The 22,801-nt window shown below is 67.7% G+C and carries 1 protein-coding gene (cut by a window edge); it reads right to left on the bottom strand.

Features of this window, described 5'->3' with window-relative positions:
* Window positions 1-22,801, bottom strand: the 5' portion of a protein-coding gene (locus BHS09_RS18235; protein WP_140798446.1) for a non-ribosomal peptide synthase/polyketide synthase. Its footprint begins 13,031 nt before the window's first position; 22,801 of the gene's 35,832 nt are visible here — the first part of the coding sequence; its start codon is at window positions 22,799-22,801; the stop codon falls past the left edge of the window.

The following is a 22,801-nucleotide window of genomic DNA, read 5'->3' as shown; positions in this document are numbered from 1 at the left end:
ACCACCCATCAGACACGATGTGGTGCGTCACCAGGACCAGCACGTGGTCATGCTCGGACAGCTTCAGGAGTGTCACGCGTAGCAACGGGCCACGTTCGAGATCGAACGGCTGGTGTGCCTCCTGTTCGACCAGGCGAGTGACTTCCGCCGTGCGCGCGGCCTCCGCCGATGACTCCAGCCCGATGCTTCGGAAGGCCAGCACCGGTTCGGCTGCGATGATTTGAACGGGTTTTCCATCCCGAGTGCTGAACGTCGTCCGCAGCGACTCGTGGCGCCGCACGAGTTCCACGAAGCTCCGCTCGAGCACCTCAGCCTGGAGCGGCCCCTCTACCCGAAGGACGGCCGGCACATTGTAGGAGGCGCTCCCTCGCTCCATCTGGTCCAGGAGCCATAGCCGCTGCTGCGCGAACGACGGAGGCAACACCCGGCTCCCATCCGCTCGTGGCTTCAGGGGCGGAGCGGTGATCGACGCTCCCGAGCGAATGGCATGGTCCACCCTCTCGGACAGGGCCGACAGCGTGGGAGCCTCGAACAAGTCACGGAGCGGGAGCTCGATTCGGAAGGTGCTCCGAATCCGCGACACCATCTGCGTCGCCAACAACGAGTGGCCGCCCAGCTCGAAGAAATTGTCCTTCGAACCCACCCGCTCCACGCCCAGCACCTGCGCGAAGGTCCCAGCGAGCAGTTCCTCTGTGGGAGTGCGCGGCGCCACATAATCTGAACCTGGCGTGCCCAGCATCGTCACCGGAGCAGGCAGCGCCTTGCGGTCCACCTTCCCGTTGGACGTCAGAGGCAGAGACTCCAGCACCACGTACGCTGACGGCACCATGTACTCCGGTAGCCGCTGCTTCATGTGGTTTCTCAGCGCGCTGGCCTCCAGGCCCGTGCCCGTGCGCGCTGTCACATACGCCACCAGTCGCTTGCCTTCGCCTCCATCCTCCCGCGCCACCACGACTGCCTCGTTGACGCCACCGTGCTGGGCCAGCGCCGCTTCCACTTCGCCCAGCTCAATCCGGTAGCCACGCACCTTCACCTGCGTGTCCGCTCGGCCCAGGAACTCCAGCGTCCCGTTCCCCAGCCACCGCACCACGTCCCCAGTGCGGTACAGCCGCTCTCCCTCACCGAATGGACTCGGTACGAAGCGCTCCGCCGTCAGCTCCGGGCGCCCCACGTACCCCACCGCCAAGCCGTCTCCGCCCACGTACAGCTCACCCGGCACGCCCACCGGCACTGGACGCATTGCACCGTCCAGCACGTAAGCCACGGTGTTCTTCACCGGCCGGCCGATGGACACCGAAGCGCCCACCTCCTCCGGCCTCTCCATCCGGTACGTGCTGGAGAACGTCGTATTCTCCGTCGGGCCGTACCCGTTGATGAGCAGGCCACCTGCCGCCAGTCGCTCCTTCACTCGAGACACCGGCAAGGCATCGCCACCCGCGAGCAGCTGGCGGACACTGGCCAAGGCCTTCGGCTGCCGCGCCTGCATCTGCTCGAAGAGCGCTGCCGTCAGCCACAACGACGTCACACCAGAAGACTCCAGCTTCCGGCCCAGCTCCTCCAACGTCGGCGTCCCCGCCGGGTACACCACCAACTTCGCGCCGTGCAGCAGTGCGCCCCACAACTCCAGCGTCGATGCGTCGAAGGAAATCGGTGCCAGTTGCAACCACACTTCCTCCGGCCCGAAGTTCGCGAAGTCCGTTCCCAGCACCAAGCGTGACACCGCTCGGTGCGGCACGCCCACGCCCTTCGGCTTCCCTGTGCTTCCCGACGTGAACATCACGTACGCCAGATGCCCACCGGCCACACTGGAACTCAGATTGCTTTCTGGCTGATGAGCAATCTGCGTCTCCCACGCCGTGTCCACGCACACCATGGACTCGGTATCGGAGAGCATCATGGACTCAAGCAACTTCTGCTGCCCCACCAGCAGCGTGACGCCCGCCTCCTGCTTCATCCACGTCAGCCGCTCCAGCGGGTAGCTGGCATCCAGCGGGACGTACACGCCTCCCGCCTTCAGGATGCCCAGCACGCTCACCATCAGCTCCAGCGAGCGCTCCACGCACAAGCCCACCCGCTCCTCGGGCCCCACACCCATGCTTCTCAGGTGGTGTGCTAACTGGTTGGAGCGTCGGTTCAGCTCCGCGTACGTCAGCCGCCGGTCCTCGTACTCCACCGCCACCGCGTCCGGCGTCCGCTGTGATTGCTGCTCGAAGAGCGTACTCAGGCTCGCATCGCGTGGGTACGTCGACGCCGTCCCGCTCCACTCCTTCACCAGTCGCTGCTGCTCTTCACGGCCCATCAGCGGCAGCTCAGCCAGCGACAGCTCTGGAGCGCTCACAGCAGTCTCCAGGAACACCCGCAAGTGCCCCAACAGCCGCTCCATCGTCTCGGCTTCGAACAGGTCGCTGTTGAACTCGAGCGCGCCCGACAGCCCTCCCGCGCTCGACTCTCCCAAGCCCAGCGTCACGTCGAACTTCGACGTCTTCCCGGACGACTCCGCTGCCTCCAGCTTCAGCCCCGGCAGGCTCACCGCCCCTCCAGGTGCGTTCTGCAGCACCAACATCACCTGGAACAGCGGGCTGCGGCTCAAGTCCCGCTCGGGCTGCAGCTCCTCCACCAACCGCTCGAAGGGCACTTCCTGGTGCGCGTACGCACCCAACGTCACTTCGCGCACCTGCGCCAGCAGCTCCCGGAAGCTCGATGCCGCAGACACCTTCGTCCGCAGCACCAGCGTGTTCACGAAGAAGCCAATCAGCCCCTCCGTCTCAGCCCTCGTCCGGTTCGCTATCGCCGTCCCGACGCACACGTCCTCCTGCCTCGCGTACCTCGACAGCACCACCTGGAATGCCGCCAGCAGCACCATGAAGGGCGTCGCGTTCTCCCGCTGCGCCAGCCCCTTCACGCCCTCCCACAGCCCCTTCGACCACTCCAGCCCTCGCGTCTCCCCTCGGTACGTCTGGACCGCCGGCCTCGCCTTGTCCGTCGGCAACTCCAGCGCCGCTGGCGCACCCGCTAGCTGCTTCCTCCAGTACCCGAGCTGCTCTTTCAGCACCTCGCCCTTCAGCCATTCACGCTGCCATACCGCGTAGTCCGCGTACTGCATCTCCAGCTCCGCAAGCGGTGACTCGCGACCCTGCGAGTACGCCTCGTACAGGGCCACCAACTCCCTCACCAGCACGCCCATCGACCAGCCGTCCGACACGATGTGGTGCATCACCAGCACCAACACGTGCGATGCCTCCCCCTCCTTCAGCAGCGTTGCCCTCAGCAGCGGCCCTGTCTCCAGGTTGAACGGGCGCTGAATCTCCTCTTCAATCCAGCGCCGCACCGTGGATTCGCGCTCCGTTTCCAGTTCGCTGAAGTCGAGCTGCTGGAAAGGCTGAAGCGGCTCCGTTGCGATGACCTGCACGGGTTCACCGCCAACTACTCGGAACGTCGTGCGCAATGACTCGTGCCGCCGCACGAGTTCACTGAAGCTGGCCTCCAACGCGGTCGTTTGCAGACGCCCAGTCAGCTTCACCACTGAGGGGACGTTGTAGAACGGACTGCCTGGCTCCAACTGGTCGAGGAACCACAGCCGCTGCTGCGCGAATGACAGCGGTAGCGCATCGCTCCGAGAAGCGCGCGTCAGGGGTGGTGCTCGAACCGCGGCCTCTGCCGTCCCGCGGGATGTGTCGATCCGTTCGGCCAGCTTCCCAACTGTGGAGGACTCGAAGATGTCTCGCAGCGGGAGCTCTATCTGGAGTTCTTCCCTCACTCGCGACACCAACTGCGTTGCCAGCAGCGAGTGTCCGCCCAGTTCGAAGAAGTCCCCCTCCAGTCCGACGCGCTCAACGTTCAGCACCTCGGCGAAGATGGACGCCAGCTTCTGCTCAGTCGCCGTGCGAGGCGCCTCGAAGTGCGCCGTCTTCGAACCCTGGGCATCCGGAGCGGGCAGCGCCTTGCGGTCCACCTTGCCGTTCGGCGTCAGCGTCAACGACTCCAGCACCACATACGCCGACGGCACCATGTACTCCGGCAGCCGTTGCTTCACGTGGCTTCTCAGTGCACCCGCGTCCAGCGAGGCACCTTCCTGTGCCGTCACGTAGGCCACCAACCGCTTGCCTTCGCCTCCATCCTCCCGCGCCACCACCACGGCTTCGTTGACGCCACCGTGCTGGGCCAGCGCCGCCTCCACTTCGCCCAGCTCGATGCGGTAGCCACGCACCTTCACCTGCGTGTCCGCGCGGCCCAGGAACTCCAACGTCCCATTGGCCAGCCACCGCACCACGTCCCCCGTGCGGTACAGCCGCTCTCCCTCGCCGAATGGACTCGGTACGAAGCGCTCCGCCGTCAGCTCCGGGCGCCCCACGTACCCCATGGCCAAGCCGTCTCCGCCCACGTACAGCTCGCCCGGCACCCCCACCGGCACCGGACGCATTGCCCCGTCCAGCACATAGGCCGCCGTGTTCTTCACCGGCCGGCCAATGGACACCGAGGCGCCCACCTCCTCCGGCCTCTCCATCCGGTACGTGCTGGAGAACGTCGTATTCTCCGTCGGGCCGTACCCGTTGATGAGCAGGCCACCTGCCGCCAGTCGCTCCTTCACTCGAGACACCGGCAAGGCATCGCCACCCGCGAGCACCTGGCGGACGCTCGACAAGGCCTTCGGCTGCCGCGCCTGCATCTGCTCGAAGAGCGCTGCCGTCAGCCACAACGACGTCACGCCAGAAGACTCCAGCTTCCGGCCCAGTTCCTCCAACGTCGGCGTCCCCGCCGGGTACACCACCAACTTCGCGCCGTGCAGCAGCGCGCCCCACACCTCCAACGTCGAGGCGTCGAAGGAGATGGGCGCCAGTTGCAACCACACCTCCTCCGGCCCGAAGTGTGCGAAGTCCGTTCCCAGCACCAGGCGTGACACCGCTCGGTGCGGCACGCCCACACCCTTCGGCTTCCCCGTGCTTCCCGACGTGAACATCACGTACGCCAGGTTTCCACCGCCCACGTTGGCGCTGGGCGTGGTTTCCGGCTGGAGGGCAATCTGCGCCTCCCACTCCGTGTCCACGCACACCACCCACTCGCCACCCGTGGCCACCTCGTCCGCCAGCCTCTCCTGCGCCACCAGCACCGCGACGCCGGCCTCCCGCTTCATCCACGCCAGTCGCTCCAGCGGGTAGCTGGCATCCAGCGGCACGTACACGCCTCCCGCTTTCAGGATGCCCAGCACGCTCACCACCAGCTCCAGTGAGCGCTCCACGCACAAGCCCACCCGCACCTCAGGCCCCACACCCATGCTTCTCAGGTGGTGCGCCAGCTGGTTGGCGCGGCGATTCAACTCCGCGTACGTCAGCCGCTGGTCCTCGTACTCCACCGCCACCGCGTCCGGCGTCCGCCGCACCTGCTGCTCGAAGAGGACACTCAGGCTGGCATCGCGCGGGTACGCAGGAGCCGTCCCACTCCACTCCTTCACCAGTCGATGCTGCTCCTCACTGCCCATCAGCGACAAATCCAGCAGCCGCTTCTCCGGCCCTGCGATGGCCGTCTCCAGCAGGGTCCTCAGATGATGGAGCAGCCGGCGCACCGTCTCTGCTTCAAACAGGTCGGTGTTGTAGTTCGCCGCCACCACCACGCCGTCCTGCACTTCCTCCACCACCAGGGAGAGGTCGAACTTCGACGTCCGCCCCTCCGACTCCACGCCAGACAGCGTGAGGCCGTCCCCGAGCGCCACCTCCGTCACGGGCGTGTTCTGCAGCGTCAGCGTCACCTGGAACAGCGGACTCCGGCTCAGGTCACGCTCGGGCTGAAGCTCCTCCACCAGCTTCTCGAACGGCACGTCCTGGTGCGCATACGCACCGAGCGTCACCTCCCGCACCTGAGCGAGCAGCTCACGGAAGCTCAATGCCGGGGACACCTTCGTCCGCAGCACCAGCATGTTCGCGAAGAAGCCGATCAGCCCCTCCGTCTCGCCTTGCGTGCGCCCCGCGATGGGAGCCCCCACGCACACGTCCTCCTGCCCCGCGTACTTGGACAGCACCCCCTGGTACGCAGCCAGCAACACCATGAACGGCGTCGCACCTTCACGACGGCCGAGCGCCTCCATGTCGCGCCAGAGCGCCTTCGGCCACACCTCGTGCCGCAAAGCTCCGCCATACGTCTGAACGGCGGGCCTCGCCTTGTCGGTCGGCAGCTCCAGTGCCGCGGGCACCCCTTCCAGACGTTGCTTCCAGTACCCGAGCTGCGCCTCCAGCACCTCGCCCTTCAGCCACTCCCGCTGCCACACCGCGTAGTCCGGGTACTGCACTGGCAGTTCCGGCAAGGGTGATGGACGGCCCTGGGAGAACGCCTCGTACAGCGCCGCGACCTCTCGCACGAGGACACCCATGGACCAGCCGTCCGACACGATGTGGTGCATCATCAGCACCAACACGTGCTCCCGCTCTCCGAGCCGAAGCAGCGTGGTCCGTAGCAATGGTCCCTTGGCCAGATCGAACGGCCGAAGCGCCTCGACGTCCGCTCGGCGCTGTGCCTCCTGCTCCGATTCAGGGAGCCCGCTCAGGTCCTCGACCGTGAACACCACCTGTCCCACAGGCGAGATGACCTGCACGGGCGTCCCACCGTCGGCGCGGAAAGTCGTCCGCAAGGACTCATGGCGACGAACCAGCGCGTCGAAGCTGCGTTCCAGTGCGGCCACGTCGAGCGGTCCCGACAGCTTCACCACCGCCGGCACGTTGTAGAAGGCACTCCCCGGCGCGAGCTGCTCCAGGAACCACAAGCGCTGCTGCGCGAACGACAGCGGCAGTGCGCTCGTCAGTCCCGTCCGAGGCTTCAACGGAGGTGCAGCGAAGCCCGCTCCGGCGCGCACCCAACGGTCCACCCGCGCGGCGAGCGCGGCCACCGTGGGTGCCTCGAAGAGGTCTCTCAGGGGCAGCTCGACACCGAAGGTGCCGCGGAGGCGGGAGATGGCCTGCGTCGCCAGCAACGAGTGCCCTCCCAGCTCGAAGAAGCCACTGTGGATCCCCACACGGTCGAGCCCCAGCACCTCGGAGAACAGCCCCGCCACCAGTTCTTCCGTGGCCGTGCGTGGCGCGACAACAGCCTCGGCATCCACAGACTGGAAGTCAGGCGGAGGCAGCGCCTTGCGGTCCACCTTGCCGTTGGGCGTCAGCGGCAGCGCCTCCAGCACCACCAGGGCCTGCGGAACCATGTAGTCAGGCAGCGTCTGGCCCAGGAAGTCACGAAGTGTGTCGACCTCCAGGGTGTGGCCCGGCTTTGGCACGGCGTAGCCCACCAGGCGCTTTCCATCCGTCCCGCTCTCGTGGGCCACCACGACCGACTCACGCACCGAGGGGTGCCGCTCCAGCGCCGCTTCCACCTCGCCCAGCTCCACGCGGTAGCCGCGAACCTTGAGCTGGTCATCCATGCGGCCCAGGAACTCCACCCGGCCATCCGCGAGCAGCCGTGCCCGGTCTCCCGTCCGGTACATCCGCGCACCCGGATCGTCCGCGTACGCGTCCGGCACGAAGCGCTCGGCCGTCAGGTCCGCCCGGCCCAGGTAGCCGCGGCCCACGGTCCTTCCACCAATGCACAGCTCTCCCGGAATGCCCACGGGCACCGGGCGCAGGTACGCATCCAGCACGTAGACGCGCGCGTTCGGAATGGGCCGCCCCAGCGGCACCGACGCCGACACACGCCCCTGAGGCCCACGCTCCACCTGGAGCGTGAGCACACCCACAGTCGTCTCGGAGGGCCCATAGTGATTGAACACCACCAGGTCCGGCGACAGTTCGTGCACCCGGTCCATCAACGCCCAATCCGAGACATCACCGCCCAGCACCAGACGCTGACGCGGCAACACCCGCTCGGGCTTCCCGGAGGCCAGGAGCGCCTGCAAGTGAGCGGGGACGACCTTCAGGCAGTCCACGGCCTCGCGCTCGAAGAGCGCGGCCAGGGCGGACGGGTCCGCCGCGCATTCACGAGACACGAGATGCAGCGCGCCGCCTTGGCAAAGCGTGGGGAAGACAGCGGTGTGGCCCAGATCCGCCGCCAGCGTGGACACGGAAGCAAACGAAGCGCCTTCCGGCAGCTCCAGCCGGCGCGAGGCGCCTTCTACGTAATGAACCAGCTGCCGGTGCTCGATGGCCACGCCCTTCGGCCGCCCCGTGGAGCCAGAGGTGAAGATGACGTAGGCAAGGTTCTCCGGCGCCGCCGAGGGCTCCGGGTTGCGCTCGCTCCGTTCCAATAGAGAAGACGCGTCCGCATCCAGACGGACCACCCCGCCCGCGTCCCAGCGCAGGATCTCCGCCAGGGCCGCCTGCGTGACCAGCGCCTGGGCACCCGCGTCCGCGAGCACACTTCGGATGCGCTCGACCGGGAACGTGACGTCCAGCGGCACATAGGCACCACCCGCCTTGAGAATGCCCCACAGGCCCACCAGCGCGCTGGCGGAGCGGTCCAGGTACAAGCCCACCGGAACATCCGGACCGACGCCCAGCGAACGCAGGTGGTGCGCCAGTTGATTGGCCCGCCGGTTCAGCGCCTCGTAGGTCAGCCGTGAGTCTTCGGCGACGACCGCGAGCGCATCAGGCGTCTTCGCGGCCTGCGCCTCGAAGAGGGCCTGGATGGTGTTGGGAACGAAGTCGCTGCGTGTGTCGTTCCACTCCACGAGCAACCGGCGCTGCTCTCCTGCGCCCAGCAGCGGCAGCTCGCCCAACCGAGTATCCGGCGTCTGGAGCGCGGCCTCCAGCAACACGCGCAGGTGGCCCGTCAGCCGGTCCATCGTCTCGGGCTCGAAGAGGTCGCTGTTGTACACGGCGCTGACTGACAACCCCTGCGGCGTCTCGGCCAGCTCCAGGGTGAGGTCGAACTTCGACGTGCGCGAGTCACCATCCATTCCCGCCAGCGTCAGGCCCGGCAGGTGCAGATCCACGGTGGGCGTGTTCTGCAGGATGAACATCACCTGGAAGAGCGGGCTGCGGCTCAAGTCGCGGTCTGGCTTGAGTTCCTCCACCAGTCGCTCGAAGGGGATGTCCTGATGCGCATACGCGCCAAGCGTCCGTTCGCGAACCTGCGCCAACAGCTCCCGGAACGTGGGGTTTCCGGTGAGTCGCGCACGCAGGACGAGCGTGTTGACGAAGAAGCCAATCAGCCCCTCCGTCTCGGCCCGGGTGCGGTTGGCGATGGGCGAGCCCACGCAGAGGTCATCCTGCCCCGAGTAGCGCGACAGCACCGTCTGGAACGCCGCGAGCAGCACCATGAACGGCGTGGCGCCTTCACGATGCGCGAGCACCTTGACCGACTCCCACAGGTCTCGCGGCCACTGGACATCCCGGCTGGCGCCACGGAACGTCTGCACCGCGGGACGCGGCTTGTCCGTGGGCAGTTCCAGTGCCTGCGAGGCCCCCTGGAGCTGCTCCTTCCACCATGCGAGCTGTGATTCCAGGACCTCACCCTGGAGCCACTCGCGCTGCCACACCGCGTAGTCCGCGTACTGGAGTGGAAGCTCCGGCAGCGGTGACGACAGGCCCTGCGAGCACGCCTCATACAACGCGGCGACCTCGCGGACGAGCACGCCCATGGACCAGCCGTCCGACACGATGTGGTGCATCACCAGCACCAGCACGTGCTCCTGCTCGGACTGCTTCAGCAATACCGTGCGCAGCAATGGGCCGCGCGTCAGGTTGAACGGAAGCGCCGCCTCTTCGGCGATCAGGCGTTGGGCTTCCGAGGGCCTTTCAGCCTCAGACAGGTCACTCAGGTCCACCAGTCGCAGCTCGACCATTGACTCCGCTGCGATGACTTGAGCCGGCGCACCACCGCTGCTCTGGAAGGTCGTGCGCAGTGACTCATGCCGAAGCACCAGCGCCTCGAAGGCTTGCTCCAGCGCGTCCACCCGCACCGTCCCCGTCAGCTTCACTGCGATAGGGATGTTGTAGGACGAGCTGCCCGGTTCCAACTGGTCGAGGAACCACAGCCGCTGCTGCGCGAACGACAGTGGCAACGGCCCGGTTCGTTCAATTCGCGTTGGCGGCGGCACATGAAGCACCTGCGTGCCGTTCGGTTCCGTCTCGAGCCGCTGGGCGAGCTTCTCAACCGTGGGCGCCTCAAAGACGTCCCGTAGAGGCAACTCGACATGGAAGGCTTCGCGAACACGCGAGACCAACTGCGTGGCCAGCAGCGAATGTCCGCCCAGCTCGAAGAAGTCTCCGTCGAGCCCGACGCGCTCGACGTTGAGCACCTCGGCGAAGATGGATGCCAGCTTCTGTTCAGCGGGGGTACGCGGTGCAACGAAGCGATCGCCTGCGGCACGCTCTGCATCAGGCGCGGGCAGTGCCTTGCGGTCCACCTTGCCATTGGGCGTCAGCGGCAACGACTCCAGCACCACATACGCCGACGGCACCATGTACTCCGGCAACCGCTGCTTCACGTGGCTTCTCAATGCACCCGTGTCCAGCGAAGCACCTTCCTGTGCCGTCACGTAGGCCACCAACCGCTTGCCTTCGCCTCCATCCTCCCGCGCCACCACCACGGCTTCGTTGACACCACTGTGCTGGGCCAGCGCCGCTTCCACTTCGCCCAGCTCAATCCGATAGCCACGCACCTTCACCTGCGTGTCCGCTCGGCCCAGGAACTCCAACGTCCCGTTGGCCAGCCACCGCACCACGTCCCCCGTGCGGTACAGCCGCTCTCCTTCGCCGAATGGACTCGGTACGAAGCGTTCCGCCGTCAGCTCTGGACGCCCCACGTACCCCACTGCCAAACCGTCTCCGCCCACGTACAGCTCGCCCGGCACCCCCACCGGCACCGGACGCATTGCCCCGTCCAGCACATAGGCCGCCGTGTTCTTCACCGGCCGGCCAATGGACACCGAGGCGCCCACCTCCTCCGGCCTCTCCATCCGGTACGTGCTGGAGAACGTCGTATTCTCCGTCGGGCCGTACCCGTTGATGAGCACACCGCCCGCTGCCAGCCGCTCCTTCACTCGAGACACCGGCAAGGCATCGCCACCCGCGAGCACCTGGCGGACGCTCGACAAGGCCTTCGGCTGCCGCGCCTGCATCTGCTCGAAGAGCGCTGCCGTCAGCCACAACGACGTCACGCCAGAAGACTCCAGCTTCCGGCCCAGTTCCTCCAACGTCGGCGTCCCCGCCGGGTACACCACCAACTTCGCGCCGTGCAGCAGCGCGCCCCACACCTCCAACGTCGAGGCGTCGAAGGAGATGGGCGCTAGTTGCAGCCACACCTCCTCAGGCCCGAAGTGCGCAAAGTCCGTTCCCAGCACTAGGCGTGACACCGCTCGGTGCGGCACGCCCACACCCTTCGGCTTCCCCGTGCTTCCCGACGTGAACATCACGTACGCCAGGTTTCCACCGCCCACGTTGGCGCTGGGCGTGGTTTCCGGCTGGAGGGCAATCTGCGTCTCCCACTCCGTGTCCACGCACACCACCAGCTCGCCGCCCGCGGCCACCTCGTCCGCCAGCCTCTCCTGCGCCACCAGCACCGCGACGCCGGCCTCCCGCTTCATCCATACCAGACGCTCCAGCGGGTAGCTGGCATCCAGCGGCACGTACACGCCCCCCGCCTTCAGGATGCCCAGCACGCTCACCACCAGCTCCAGTGAGCGCTCCACACACAACCCCACCCGCACCTCAGGCCCCACACCCATGCTTCTCAGGTGGTGCGCCAGTTGGTTGGCACGGCGATTCAACTCCGCGTACGTCAGCCGATGGTCCTCGTGCTCCACCGCCACCGCGTCCGGCGTCCGCCGCACCTGCTCCTCGAAGAGGACACTCAGGCTGGCATCGCGTGGGTACGCAGAAGCCGTCCCGCTCCACTCCTTCACCAACTGCTGCTGCTCTTCACGACCCATCAGCGGCAGGTCGAGCAGCCGCGTCTCTGGAGCGCTCACAGCGGCTTCCAGGAGCACGCGCAGGTGCCCCAGCAGCCGTTCCATCGTCGCGGCCTCGAACAGGTCGCTGTTGTAGTTCACCGCCACGGAAAACCCGTGCGGCACTTCTTCCGCGAGCAGCGACAAATCGAACTTCGAGGTCCTCTCCCCGGCGTCGACGCCCTTCAGCGTCAGCTCTCGCAGTTGGACCTCGGAGAAAGGCGTGTTCTGCAACGTCAGCGTCACCTGGAACAACGGGCTGCGGCTCAGATCGCGCTCGGGCTGGAGTTCCTCCACCAGCTTCTCGAACGGCACGTCCTGGTGAGCATACGCACCCAATGTCACTTCGCGGACCTGCGCCAACAGCTCGCGGAAGCTCGACACCTGGGACACCTTCGTCCGCAGCACCAACGTGTTGACGAAGAAGCCAATCAGCCCCTCTGCCTCCTCGCGCGTGCGGCCCGCGATGGGTGAGCCCACGCTCACGTCGTCCTGGCCCGAGTAGCGCGACAGCACCGTCTGGAAGGCCGCGAGCAGCACCATGAACGGTGTCGCGCCCTCTCTCTGCCCGAGCGCCTTCGCCGCGGCCCATAGCTCGGAGGGCCAGAGCGCCTCCTTCATGCTCCCGCGGAACGTCTGCATCGCCGGGCGAGGCTTGTCCGTGGGCAACGCCAACGCACTCGGCGCCCCAGCGAGCTGCTGTCGCCAGTATCCGAGCTGCGCCTCCAACACGTCGTCTGCCAGCCACTCGTGCTGCCAGACAGCGTAATCGCCATACTGGAGCGGCAGGTCCGGCAACGGGGAGCGGTGTCCCTGGGACAGCGCCTCGTAGAGCGCGGCCACCTCGCGCACGAGGATGCCCATGGACCATTCGTCCGACACGATGTGGTGCATCACCAGCACCAGCACGTGCTCCCGCTCCCGCTCCCGCAGCTGTAGCAACGTGGCACGCAGCAACGGCCCCTTCGTCAGGTCGAAGGGCCGCTGGGCCTCCTCTTCAGCCCAGCGCGTCGCAGCGGCATCACCCTCGGTGTCCTCCAGCGCTTCCAGGGACACCACAGCGAAGGCGAGCGTCGGCTCGGCCGAGATGACCTGCACCGGGGTTCCCCCCTTGGCGCGGAAGGTCGTCCGCAGTGCCTCATGACGGCGCACCAGTTCCTCGAAGCTCCACTCCAGCGCGCTCGGATCCAACGGGCCCGTCAACTTCACCACCGCGGACACGTTGTAGAACGCACTCCCCGGCTGGAGCTGATCCAGGAACCACAGTCGCTGCTGCGCGAACGACAAGGGCAGCTCACGGGCGCGAGGCGCCGCCGGGCTCCGAAGCACCGGCATCTCCACCCCAGACCGCTTCGCCAGATCAATGCGACGCGCCAGCTCCGCCACCGTGGGCGCCTCGAACAACTCCCGCAGCGCGAGTTCCACCCGGAAGGCAGAACGCACCCGCGAGACGAGCTGCGTCGCGAGGAGCGAGTGGCCCCCCAGCTCGAAGAATCCGTCGTGGATGCCCACGCGCTCCACGCCCAGCACCCGGCTGAAGAAGCCGCACAGCAGCTCTTCCGTCGGGGTGCGCGGTGCGACGTACTGTCGCTCGCTGACGTCAACGTCCGGTGCGGGCAGCGCCTTTCGATCCACCTTCCCGCTGGGGAGCAGCGGCAGCGCCTCCAGGACCACGAACCACGAAGGCACCATGGCCGGAGGCAGACGCTCCGCCAGGAAGGCCCGCAGCGCCGTGGCATCCACGGCTCCTGCCTCATCCCTTGGCACCACGTAGGCCACGAGCCGCGTCTCATCCGAAACGTCCTTCCGCGCCACCACCACGGCGACGTGGACGGCCGGGTGCTCCGCAAGCACCGCTTCCACCTCACCGGGTTCGACGCGGTGCCCTCGCACCTTCACCTGCGTGTCCACACGGCCCAGGAACTCCAGCGAACCTCCCGAGCGCCACCGCACCCGATCACCCGTGCGGTAGAGCCGGGCGCCCGGCGCATGACCCAAGGCGCCCGGCACGAAACGCTCCGCCGTCAGGTCCGGCCGGCCCACATACCCGCGCGCCAAGCCATCTCCACCGACGAAGAGTTCTCCCGGGACGCCCACTGGGACAGGCTGGCCCTGTGCATCCAGGACGTACGCCTGGGTGTTCGCGATGGGTCGGCCAATGGGCGCGAAGGGGCCTTCGCCCAGGTCGCCTCCCAGCCAGGCCGTGGCATCGACCGTGGTCTCGGTCGGTCCGTACGCATTGATGATGGTCGTGGACGGCAACCGCGCCCGGGCCTGGTGAACGAGCTCCACCGGCAGCGCCTCGCCCCCGGATACCAGCACCCTCAGGCCCGCAGCTCGCGCCACACCTTCGTGCGCCAACAGGACGCGAAGCTGCGACGGAACCAACTGGAGCACCGTGACCTGCAGGCGTTCCAACGCGGCCAGCAGCACCTCGGTGTCGCTCTCGGCATCAGGCGGTGCGATGACCAGCCGAGCACCAGAGACCAGCGTGGCCAGCAACTCGGGCACCGAGGCGTCGAAGCCAGCAGAGGCCTTCTGCAACACCCGGTCTCCCGTGCCCAGCTTCAACGTGGCGATGAACCACGCCGTGTGTCGCGCCAATGCGCGGTGGGAGACGAGCACGCCCTTCGGACGGCCCGTCGACCCGGAGGTGAAGAGGACGTAGGCGGCGTTGTCCGCCACCGCGCTCGCATCCCAAACCTCAGCGGCGACTGACCCAAGGTCATCCTCAATCAACACCACGGGCATCGAGGTCGCGGGCGCCAGGTCTCGCAACGCCCGCTGGGTGAGGAGTACCGCGGGCGCCGCGTCCTCCAGGATGCGCGCCAGCCGCTCACGGGGAGCATCCGGCTCCAGCGGCACCCAGGCACCACCGGCCTCCAGGATGGCGAGCAGTCCCACCACCAGCTCCGGCGATCGGCGCGCGAAGAGGCCCACCCGGACCTCGGGCCCCACCCCCAAGCGCCGCAAATGCGCCGCCAACAAGCGGCTCCGCGCCATCAGCTCCGCGAAAGTAAGCTGCCCACCCTCCCAAGTGAGCGCCACCGTTTCCGGAATGCGCGTCGCCAGGTCCGCCAACTGCACGTGCACGGGCGTATCGCGTGGATACTCCGCTGTGGTGTCGTTCCACTCCACCAGGAGCTGGTGCCGCTCCTTAGGAGAGAGCAGCGGCAGCTCGGACAAACGGCGACTCGGGGAGGCCACGGCAGCCTCCAACAGCGTGAGCCAGTGCGCGGCCATGCGCTGAACGGTGGCCGTCTCGAAGAGGTCCGCGTTGTACTCGAAGACGCCGGAGAAGCCGTCCGGCAGGTCCTCCAACGCCAGCGTCAGGAAGAACTTCGCGGCGCCGATCTCCGTGTCCATCGCGCTCATCGAGAGCCCGGGCACGAACGCCTCCGGCACCGGCGTGTTCTGCAGGGAGAACATCACCTGGAACAGCGGCGAGTGGCTGAGCGTGCGTTCCGGCTGGAGCGCTTCCACGAGCTGTTCGAATGGAACGTCCTGATGCGCGTAGCCACCCAGCGCCGCGTCCTTCACCTCGCGAAGCAACGTGAGGAACGGCTTATCGGCGGACGGACGTGCCCGCAGCGCCAGGGTGTTGACGAAAAAGCCGATGAGCCCTTCTGTCTCCGCGCGGTTACGTCCGGCGACGGGCGTTCCCACCACCAGGTCGTCCTGCCCCGAGTACCGGGCCAGCAACGCCTGGAAGCTCGCCAGCAGCACCATGAACGGCGTTGCACCATGTCGCTGCGCCAGTGCCTTCACGCCTGAGGTCAACGCCGGTGGGATGCTCACCCGGAGATTCGCGCCTCGGAAAGTCTGAACCGCGGGCAGCGGCCTGTCCGTGGGAATCGAGAGGACGTGAGGGGCCCCTTCGAGCTGTTGACGCCACCAGTCCAGTTGCCGCTGAAGCGCGCCACTCTCCAGCCAGGCGCGCTGCCACGCGGAGAAGTCACCGTATTGCACGTCCAGTTCAGGCAGCGGCGACGGCTGTCCTTCGCGGAAGGCCCCGTAGAGCGCCGCGAGTTCCCGGACGATGACGCCCATGGACCACCCGTCCGAGACGATGTGGTGCATGTTCGCCAGAAGCACATGCTCCGCCTCGGAGCGCCTCAGCAATCGTGTGCGCAGCAACGGCCCACTGGCGAGGTCGAATCCGCGGAGGGACTCCTCACGCAGCAGCTGATGGACCTCCGCCTCGGCCGCCTCGGACGAGAGCGACGACAGGTCCGCCACCGGCAGTGCGTTCACCGCCTGCTGGGAGACAACCTGTACGGGCGCCCCGCCCTCGGTGCGGAACGTCGTTCGCAGGACTTCGTGGCGCCGCACCAACTCACGAAGCGCGCGCTCCAGTGCATCGACCCGCAGTGCGCCCGAAAGCCGGATGGCCAAGGGGATGTTGTAGACGGGACTCCCTGGCTCCAGCTGTTCGAGGAACCACAGTCGCTGCTGAGCGAACGACAGCGGCAGTGCCCCCAACCGAGGGATCCGCTTCAGGGGCGGTGCGTGAAGGGCTGAAGCCCCCGCCTGCGGTTCCTCCAGCCGAAGAGCGAGCTTCTCCACCGTCGGCGATTCGAAGACGTCCCGCAGGGGGAGTTCCACCTGGAAAGACTCGCGGACGCGTGACACCAACTGGGTGGCCAGCAGCGAGTGTCCGCCCAGCTCGAAGAAATCTCCGTCGAGTCCGACACGCTCGACGTTGAGCACCTCGGCGAAGATGGACGCCAGCTTCTGCTCAGTCGCCGTGCGGGGCGCTTCAAAGTGCGCCGTCTTCGGACCCTGTGCATCCGGTGCGGGCAGCGCCTTGCGGTCCACCTTGCCGTTGGGCGTCAGCGGCAACGACTCCAGCACCACATACACCGACGGCACCATGTACTCCGGCAGCCGTTGCTTCACGTGGCTTCTCAGTGCACCCGCATCCAGCGAGGCACCTTCCTGCGCTGTCACGTAGGCCACCAACCGCTTGCCTTCGTTCCCATCCTCGCGTGCCACCACCACGGCTTCGTTGACGCCACCGTGCTGGGCCAGCGCCGCTTCCACTTCGCCCAGCTCAATCCGATAGCCACGCACCTTCACCTGCGTGTCCGCTCGGCCCAGGAACTCCAGCGTCCCGTTGCTCAGCCACCGCACCACGTCCCCCGTGCGGTACAGCCGCTCTCCCTCACCAAATGGACTCGGTACGAAGCGCTCCGCCGTCAGCTCCGGGCGCCCCACGTACCCCACTGCCAGCCCGTCTCCGCCCACGTACAGCTCGCCCGGCCCCCCCACCGGCACCGGACGCATCCCCGCGTCCAGCACATAGGCCACCGTGTTCTTCACCGGCCGGCCGATGGACACCGAGGCACCTACTTCCTCCGGCCTCTCCATCCGGTACGTGCTGGAGAACGTCGTATTCTCCGTCGGGCCGTACCCGTTGATGAGCAGGCCACCTGCCGCCAGTCGCTCCTTCACTCGAGACACCGGCAAGGCATCGCCACCCGCCAGCAACTGTTTCACCGTGGCCAGCGCCTTCGGCTGGCGTGCCTGCATCTGCTCGAAGAGCGCCGCCGTCAGCCACAACGACGTCACACCAGAAGACTCCAGCTTGCGGCCCAGCTCCTCCAGCGACGGCGTCCCCGCCGGGTACACCACCAGCTTCGCGCCGTGCAGCAGCGCGCCCCACACCTCCAACGTCGAGGCGTCGAAGGAGATGGGCGCCAGTTGCAACCACACCTCCTCAGGCCCGAACTGAGCGAAGTCCGTCTCCAGCACCAGACGTGACACCGCTCGGTGCGGCACGGCCACACCCTTCGGCTTCCCCGTGCTTCCCGACGTGAACATCACGTACGCCAGGTTTCCACCGCCCACGTTGGCACTGGGCGTGGTTTCCGGCTGGAGGGCAATCTGCGTCTCCCACTCCGTGTCCACGCACACCACCAGCTCGCCGCCCGCCGCGACCTCGTCCGCCAGCTTCTCCTGCGCCACCAGCAATGCGACGCCGGCCTCCGCCTTCATCCATGCCAGACGCTCCAGCGGGTAGCTGGCATCCAGCGGCACGTACACGCCCCCCGCTTTCAGGATGCCCAGCACGCTCACCACCAGCTCCGGTGAGCGCTCCACACACAACCCCACCCGCACCTCGGGCCCAACGCCCATTCCCCTCAGGTGGTGTGCCAGCTGGTTGGCACGCCGGTTCAACTCCGCGTACGTCAGCCGTTGCTCCTCGTACTCCACCGCCACCGCGTCCGGCGTCCGCCGCACCTGCTCCTCGAAGAGGGCACTCAGGCTGGCGTCCCGTGGGTACGTAGAAGCCGTCCCACTCCATTCCTTCACCAGTCGCTGCCGCTCTTCACTCCCCATCAACGGCAGTTCGGCCAGACGCTTCTCCGGATCCGTAACGGCGGCCTCCAGCAGCACCTTCAAATGTCCGAGCATCCGGTCCATCGTCCCGGGCTCGAACAGGTCGCTGTTGTAGTTGACCATCGCCACGACGCCGTTCGGCACCTCCTCCACCACCAGGGAGAGATCGAACTTCGACGTCTTCTCCTCCGTCGCCAGTCCCTTGAGCGTGATGCCCCTCAGCTGGACTTCGGCGGCGGGGGTGTTCTGAAGTGTCAGCGTCACCTGGAACAACGGGCTACGGCTCAGATCGCGCTCGGGCTGGAGTTCCTCCACCAGCTTCTCGAATGACACGTCCTGGTGCGCATAGGCGCCCAGGGTCACCTCGCGGACCTGCCCCAGCAACGCGCGGAAGCTCAGCGCGGGCGACAGCTTCGACCGCAGGACCAGCGTGTTGACGAAGAACCCAATCAACCCCTCCGTCTCCGAGTGCGAACGCCCTGCGATGGGAGCCCCCACGCTCACGTCGTCCTGGCCCGAGTAGCGCGACAGCACCGTCTGGAACGCGGCCAGCAACACCATGAAGGGCGTCGCGCCCTCGCGTCGGCCGAGCGACTCCACCTCACGCCACAGCGCCTTCTGCCACAGGACCTGAAGGTTCGCGCCCCGGAACGTCTGCGTCGCGGGTCGCGGTTTGTCCGTGGGGAGTTCCAACGCTCGCGGCGCCCCAGCAAGCTGCTTCCGCCAGTACGCGAGCTGCGACTCCAGCACCTGCCCCTTGAGCCAATCTCGCTGCCACATCGCGAAGTCCGCGTACTGCACGGACAGCTCGGGCAAATGTTCCGGCCGCCCCTGGGACAATGCCTCGTAGAGCGCGGCCACCTCCCGCACGAGGATGCCCATGGACCAGTAGTCCGACACGATGTGGTGCATCACCAGCACCAACACGTGCTCCTGCTCGGACAACTTGAGCAGCACCGTACGCAGCAAGGGCCCTTGCGCCAGTTGGAACGGACGGCCCACCTCCGCCTCGGTCCGTGCCTTCACCGAGGCCTCGCGCTCGCCCTCTGGCAACACGGACAGGTCCACCACCTCCAGCGGCACCTGAGTATCCGCGGCGATGACCTGCACCGGAGAGCCAGATTCGGCGCGGAACGTGGTGCGCAGCGCCTCATGCCGGCGAACCAACGCCTCGAAGCTCCGTGCCAGGGCGCCGACGTCCAAAACCCCCGTCACACGAACAGGCGCCCAGAGGTTGTAGGACGTATTCGCCGGGTCGAGCTGCGCCAGGAACCACAGGCGCTGTTGCGCGAATGACAGCGGGACTGTTCCGCCGCGCTCCATCCTCTTCAGCGGAGGCGCCGGAATGCCCGCGGTCGCCACCGCCCTGGAAATCCGCTCCGCGAGCGTCGCCACCGTGGCCGACTCGAAGACGTCGCGCAGCGGCAGGTCCACCCGGAAGGCTTCACGGACCCGCGCGACCAGTTGCATGGCCAACAGCGAGTGGCCGCCCACCTCGAAGAAGTTGTCGTGCAGCCCCACCGTCTCCAGGCGCAGCACCTCCGCCCAGAAGCCCGCGAGCATCTGCTCCACGGGCGTCCGAGGCGCGACGTGCGCCTCCTTTCGAGACTCCCGTACGGCCTCCGGCACGGGCAGCGCCTTGCGGTCCACCTTCCCGTTTGGAAGCAGCGGAAGCCGCTCCAGCACCACCACCGCCTGCGGCACCATGAATCGCGGCAGGCGCGACTCCAGGCCCGCGCGCACCTCGCCGCCCGCCAGCTCGCGCCCATCGCGGGGCACCACGTAGGCCACCAGCCGCTTGTCGCCCGGTGCGTCCTCGCGCACCACGACCAGCGCCTCGCGCACGCCCGGTTGCCCGAGCAACGCCGACTCCACCTCACCGGGCTCGATGCGATGACCGCGCACCTTCACCTGCGAGTCACCCCGGCCCAGGTACTCCAGTACGCCGTCCCGCCGCCATCGCGCCTTGTCGCCGGTGCGGTACAGCCGCGCCCCGTCCCCTTGCAGCGCGGGAACGAACCGCTCCGCTGTCAGCTCCGGCCGGCCGAGATATCCGCGCGCCACACCTTCGCCACCGACGTACATCTCGCCCACCACGCCCGCGGGCACTGGCTCCAGTTCCCCGTCGAGGACGTAGATACGGACATTCGTCAGCGGCCGGCCAATGGCCACCTCGCGCCCGGAGTCCTCGGTGTCGGTGGTCACGTCCACGGCCGTGGCCACCGCTGTCACTTCGGTGAGGCCGTACGTGTTCAGCAGAGGCACCGCGCGGCCCACGCGTTGCCGCCACTGCGACACCCGCGCGGGGACGGCGCGCTCGCCACCGATAACCACCCACTTCAAGCCCGAGGGCAGGCGCGCCTTGCCTTCATCCAGGCTCGCCGTCACTTCATGCCAGAAGGCCGTGGGCAGGTTCAGCTGGGTGATGCCGGCCGCTTCACACCGGGCCAGGAAGACCTCCGGGACGTCCAACATCTCGGGCGTGCGCAGCACCAGCGTGCCGCCGCGAGTGAGGCACGGATAGATCTCCTCCGCGCTCGTATCCCAGCTGATGGACGCGAACTGGAGCACCCGGTCGCCCGGCTCCACCGGGCAGACCTGCCACTCCGCGCGAATGAAGCTCACCAGTGAGCGGTGTTGCACCACCACGCCCTTCGGCCGTCCCGTGGAGCCCGACGTGTAGAGCACGTACGCCGCGGCTTCCGGTGGAACGACGGCGGCCGGCTCGGACGCCATCCCCTCTACGTCCGGCGTGAGTGACGCCACGTCCAACCACACCCGCCCCGGTGCATCGCCCAGCTTCTCGCGGTACGGCTGCCGTGCCACGACCACGCGAGCACCACAGTCCTCCAGCATGTAGCCCAGGCGCTCCGCTGGGTACTCCGGGTCCAGCGGCACGTAGGCGCCACCCGCCTTGAGCACACCCAGCAACGCCGCCAGCAACTCGACCGAGCGCTCCACGCACACGGCCACCCGGGACTCCAGGCCCACGCCGAGCGCGCGCAGGCGTGCCGCCACGTGGTTCGCCCGCGCGTTCAGCTCGCGATACGTCACGGACTCACCGCCGGACACCACGGCGATGGCGTCCGGTGTCCGCGCGACCTGCGCTTCGAACAGCGCATGGGCGCAGGCGTCCGGAGGCAAGGGCTCGTTCGCGCCGTTCCACGTCACCAGCAACCGGTGCCGCTCCTCGGCCGCGAGCATCGCCAGCGTCTCGACGGGCCGGTCGGGTGACGCCACCGCCGCGTCGAGCAGCGTCTCCAGATGGCCCAGCAGTCCCTCGATGGTGGCCGCGTCGTACAACGCCGCGTTGTACGTGGCCGTCAGCGCAAGGCCATCAGGGCCTCGGGACATCATCAGGGTCAGGTCCACGTCGGTGCGCGACACATCCGCGTCGAGCACGCGCACGTCGAGCCCTTGCACCTCGCGAAGCGGTGGCGGCGCGTCGATTTCCCCGAAGAGCACCTGGAACATCGGTGCGCGCGTCGGGTCCTGCGCCACGCCCAGTGCACTCAGCAGCGGTTCGAAAGGAACATGCGCGTTCGCGAAGGCCTCCACCGTATCCGCCTTCGCGCGGCTCAGCAGCTCACGGTAGCCCGGCCGGCCGGAGAGGTCCGCTCGCAGGACCAGCGGCTCGACGAAGAGGCCCACGAGCCCTTTCGTCTCCTGCCGGCCCCGGTTCGTGTACGAGGCGCCAATGAGCAGGTCCTTCTGCCCGGCGTAGCGTGAAAGCAGGACCTGGAGCCCCGCCAGCACGGCCATGAACAACGTGGCGCCTTCGGCCTGCGCCAGCGACTCGAGGCGTTCCACCCATGACACGGGCAACAAGGCCCTCCGCTGAGCTGCCCGTCCGGTCGCGGAGCGCCGCGGGCGGTCCGTGGGCAACTCCAATTCATGCGGCGCGCCCTCCAAACGCTTGCGCCAGAACTCCACGTGCGCGTCGAGCGCGTCACCGCGAAGCTTCCCTCGCTGCCAGGACGCGTAATCCCCATATTGGAGCGGCAACACAGGCAGCGGCGACGGCAGGCCCTGGGCGAAGGCGTCACAGAGCGCCACGACCTCTTGGGTGAGCACGCCCATGGACACAGGGTCGGAGATGAGGTGGTGCACCACCACCAGGAGCACATGGCGTTCCGGAGCCACGCGCAGCAACACCCCGCGAGCCAGCGGGCCGCGGGACAGGTCGAATGGTGTCTCCAGCTCCTGCTGGATGCGCTGGTGCACGGCGGCTTCACGCACCGCCTCTGGGACGTCTTCCAGTCCTTCCACCGTGAACGGCGGGCGTGCCTGGGGTTCGACGAACTGCACCGGTGTGCCGGAGACCTCGCCGAAGTGCGTGCGCAGTGACTCGTGGCGCCGCGCCACTTCCTGGAAGCTCCGTTCCAGCACGGCTACGTCCAGCCGGCCAGACAGCTCCAGGATCAGCGGCAGGTGGTGGGCAGGCAGTCCGGGTGAGCGCTGTTCCAGGGACCACATCCGCTGCTGAGAGAACGTCAGCGGAAGCGCGGGCCGGGGCTTCTTCTCCAACCGCTTCGCGAGCAGCGCGAGCTTCTCCTCGCGCGTGAGCGTGGGCTTCTTGTCCGTCTCATTTCCCAT

The organism is Myxococcus xanthus, assembly GCF_006402735.1.
GTDB lineage: Bacteria > Myxococcota > Myxococcia > Myxococcales > Myxococcaceae > Myxococcus > Myxococcus xanthus_A.
The sequence above is the reverse complement of the archived record's forward strand: the minus strand, read 5'-3'. Positions and strand labels throughout refer to the sequence as shown.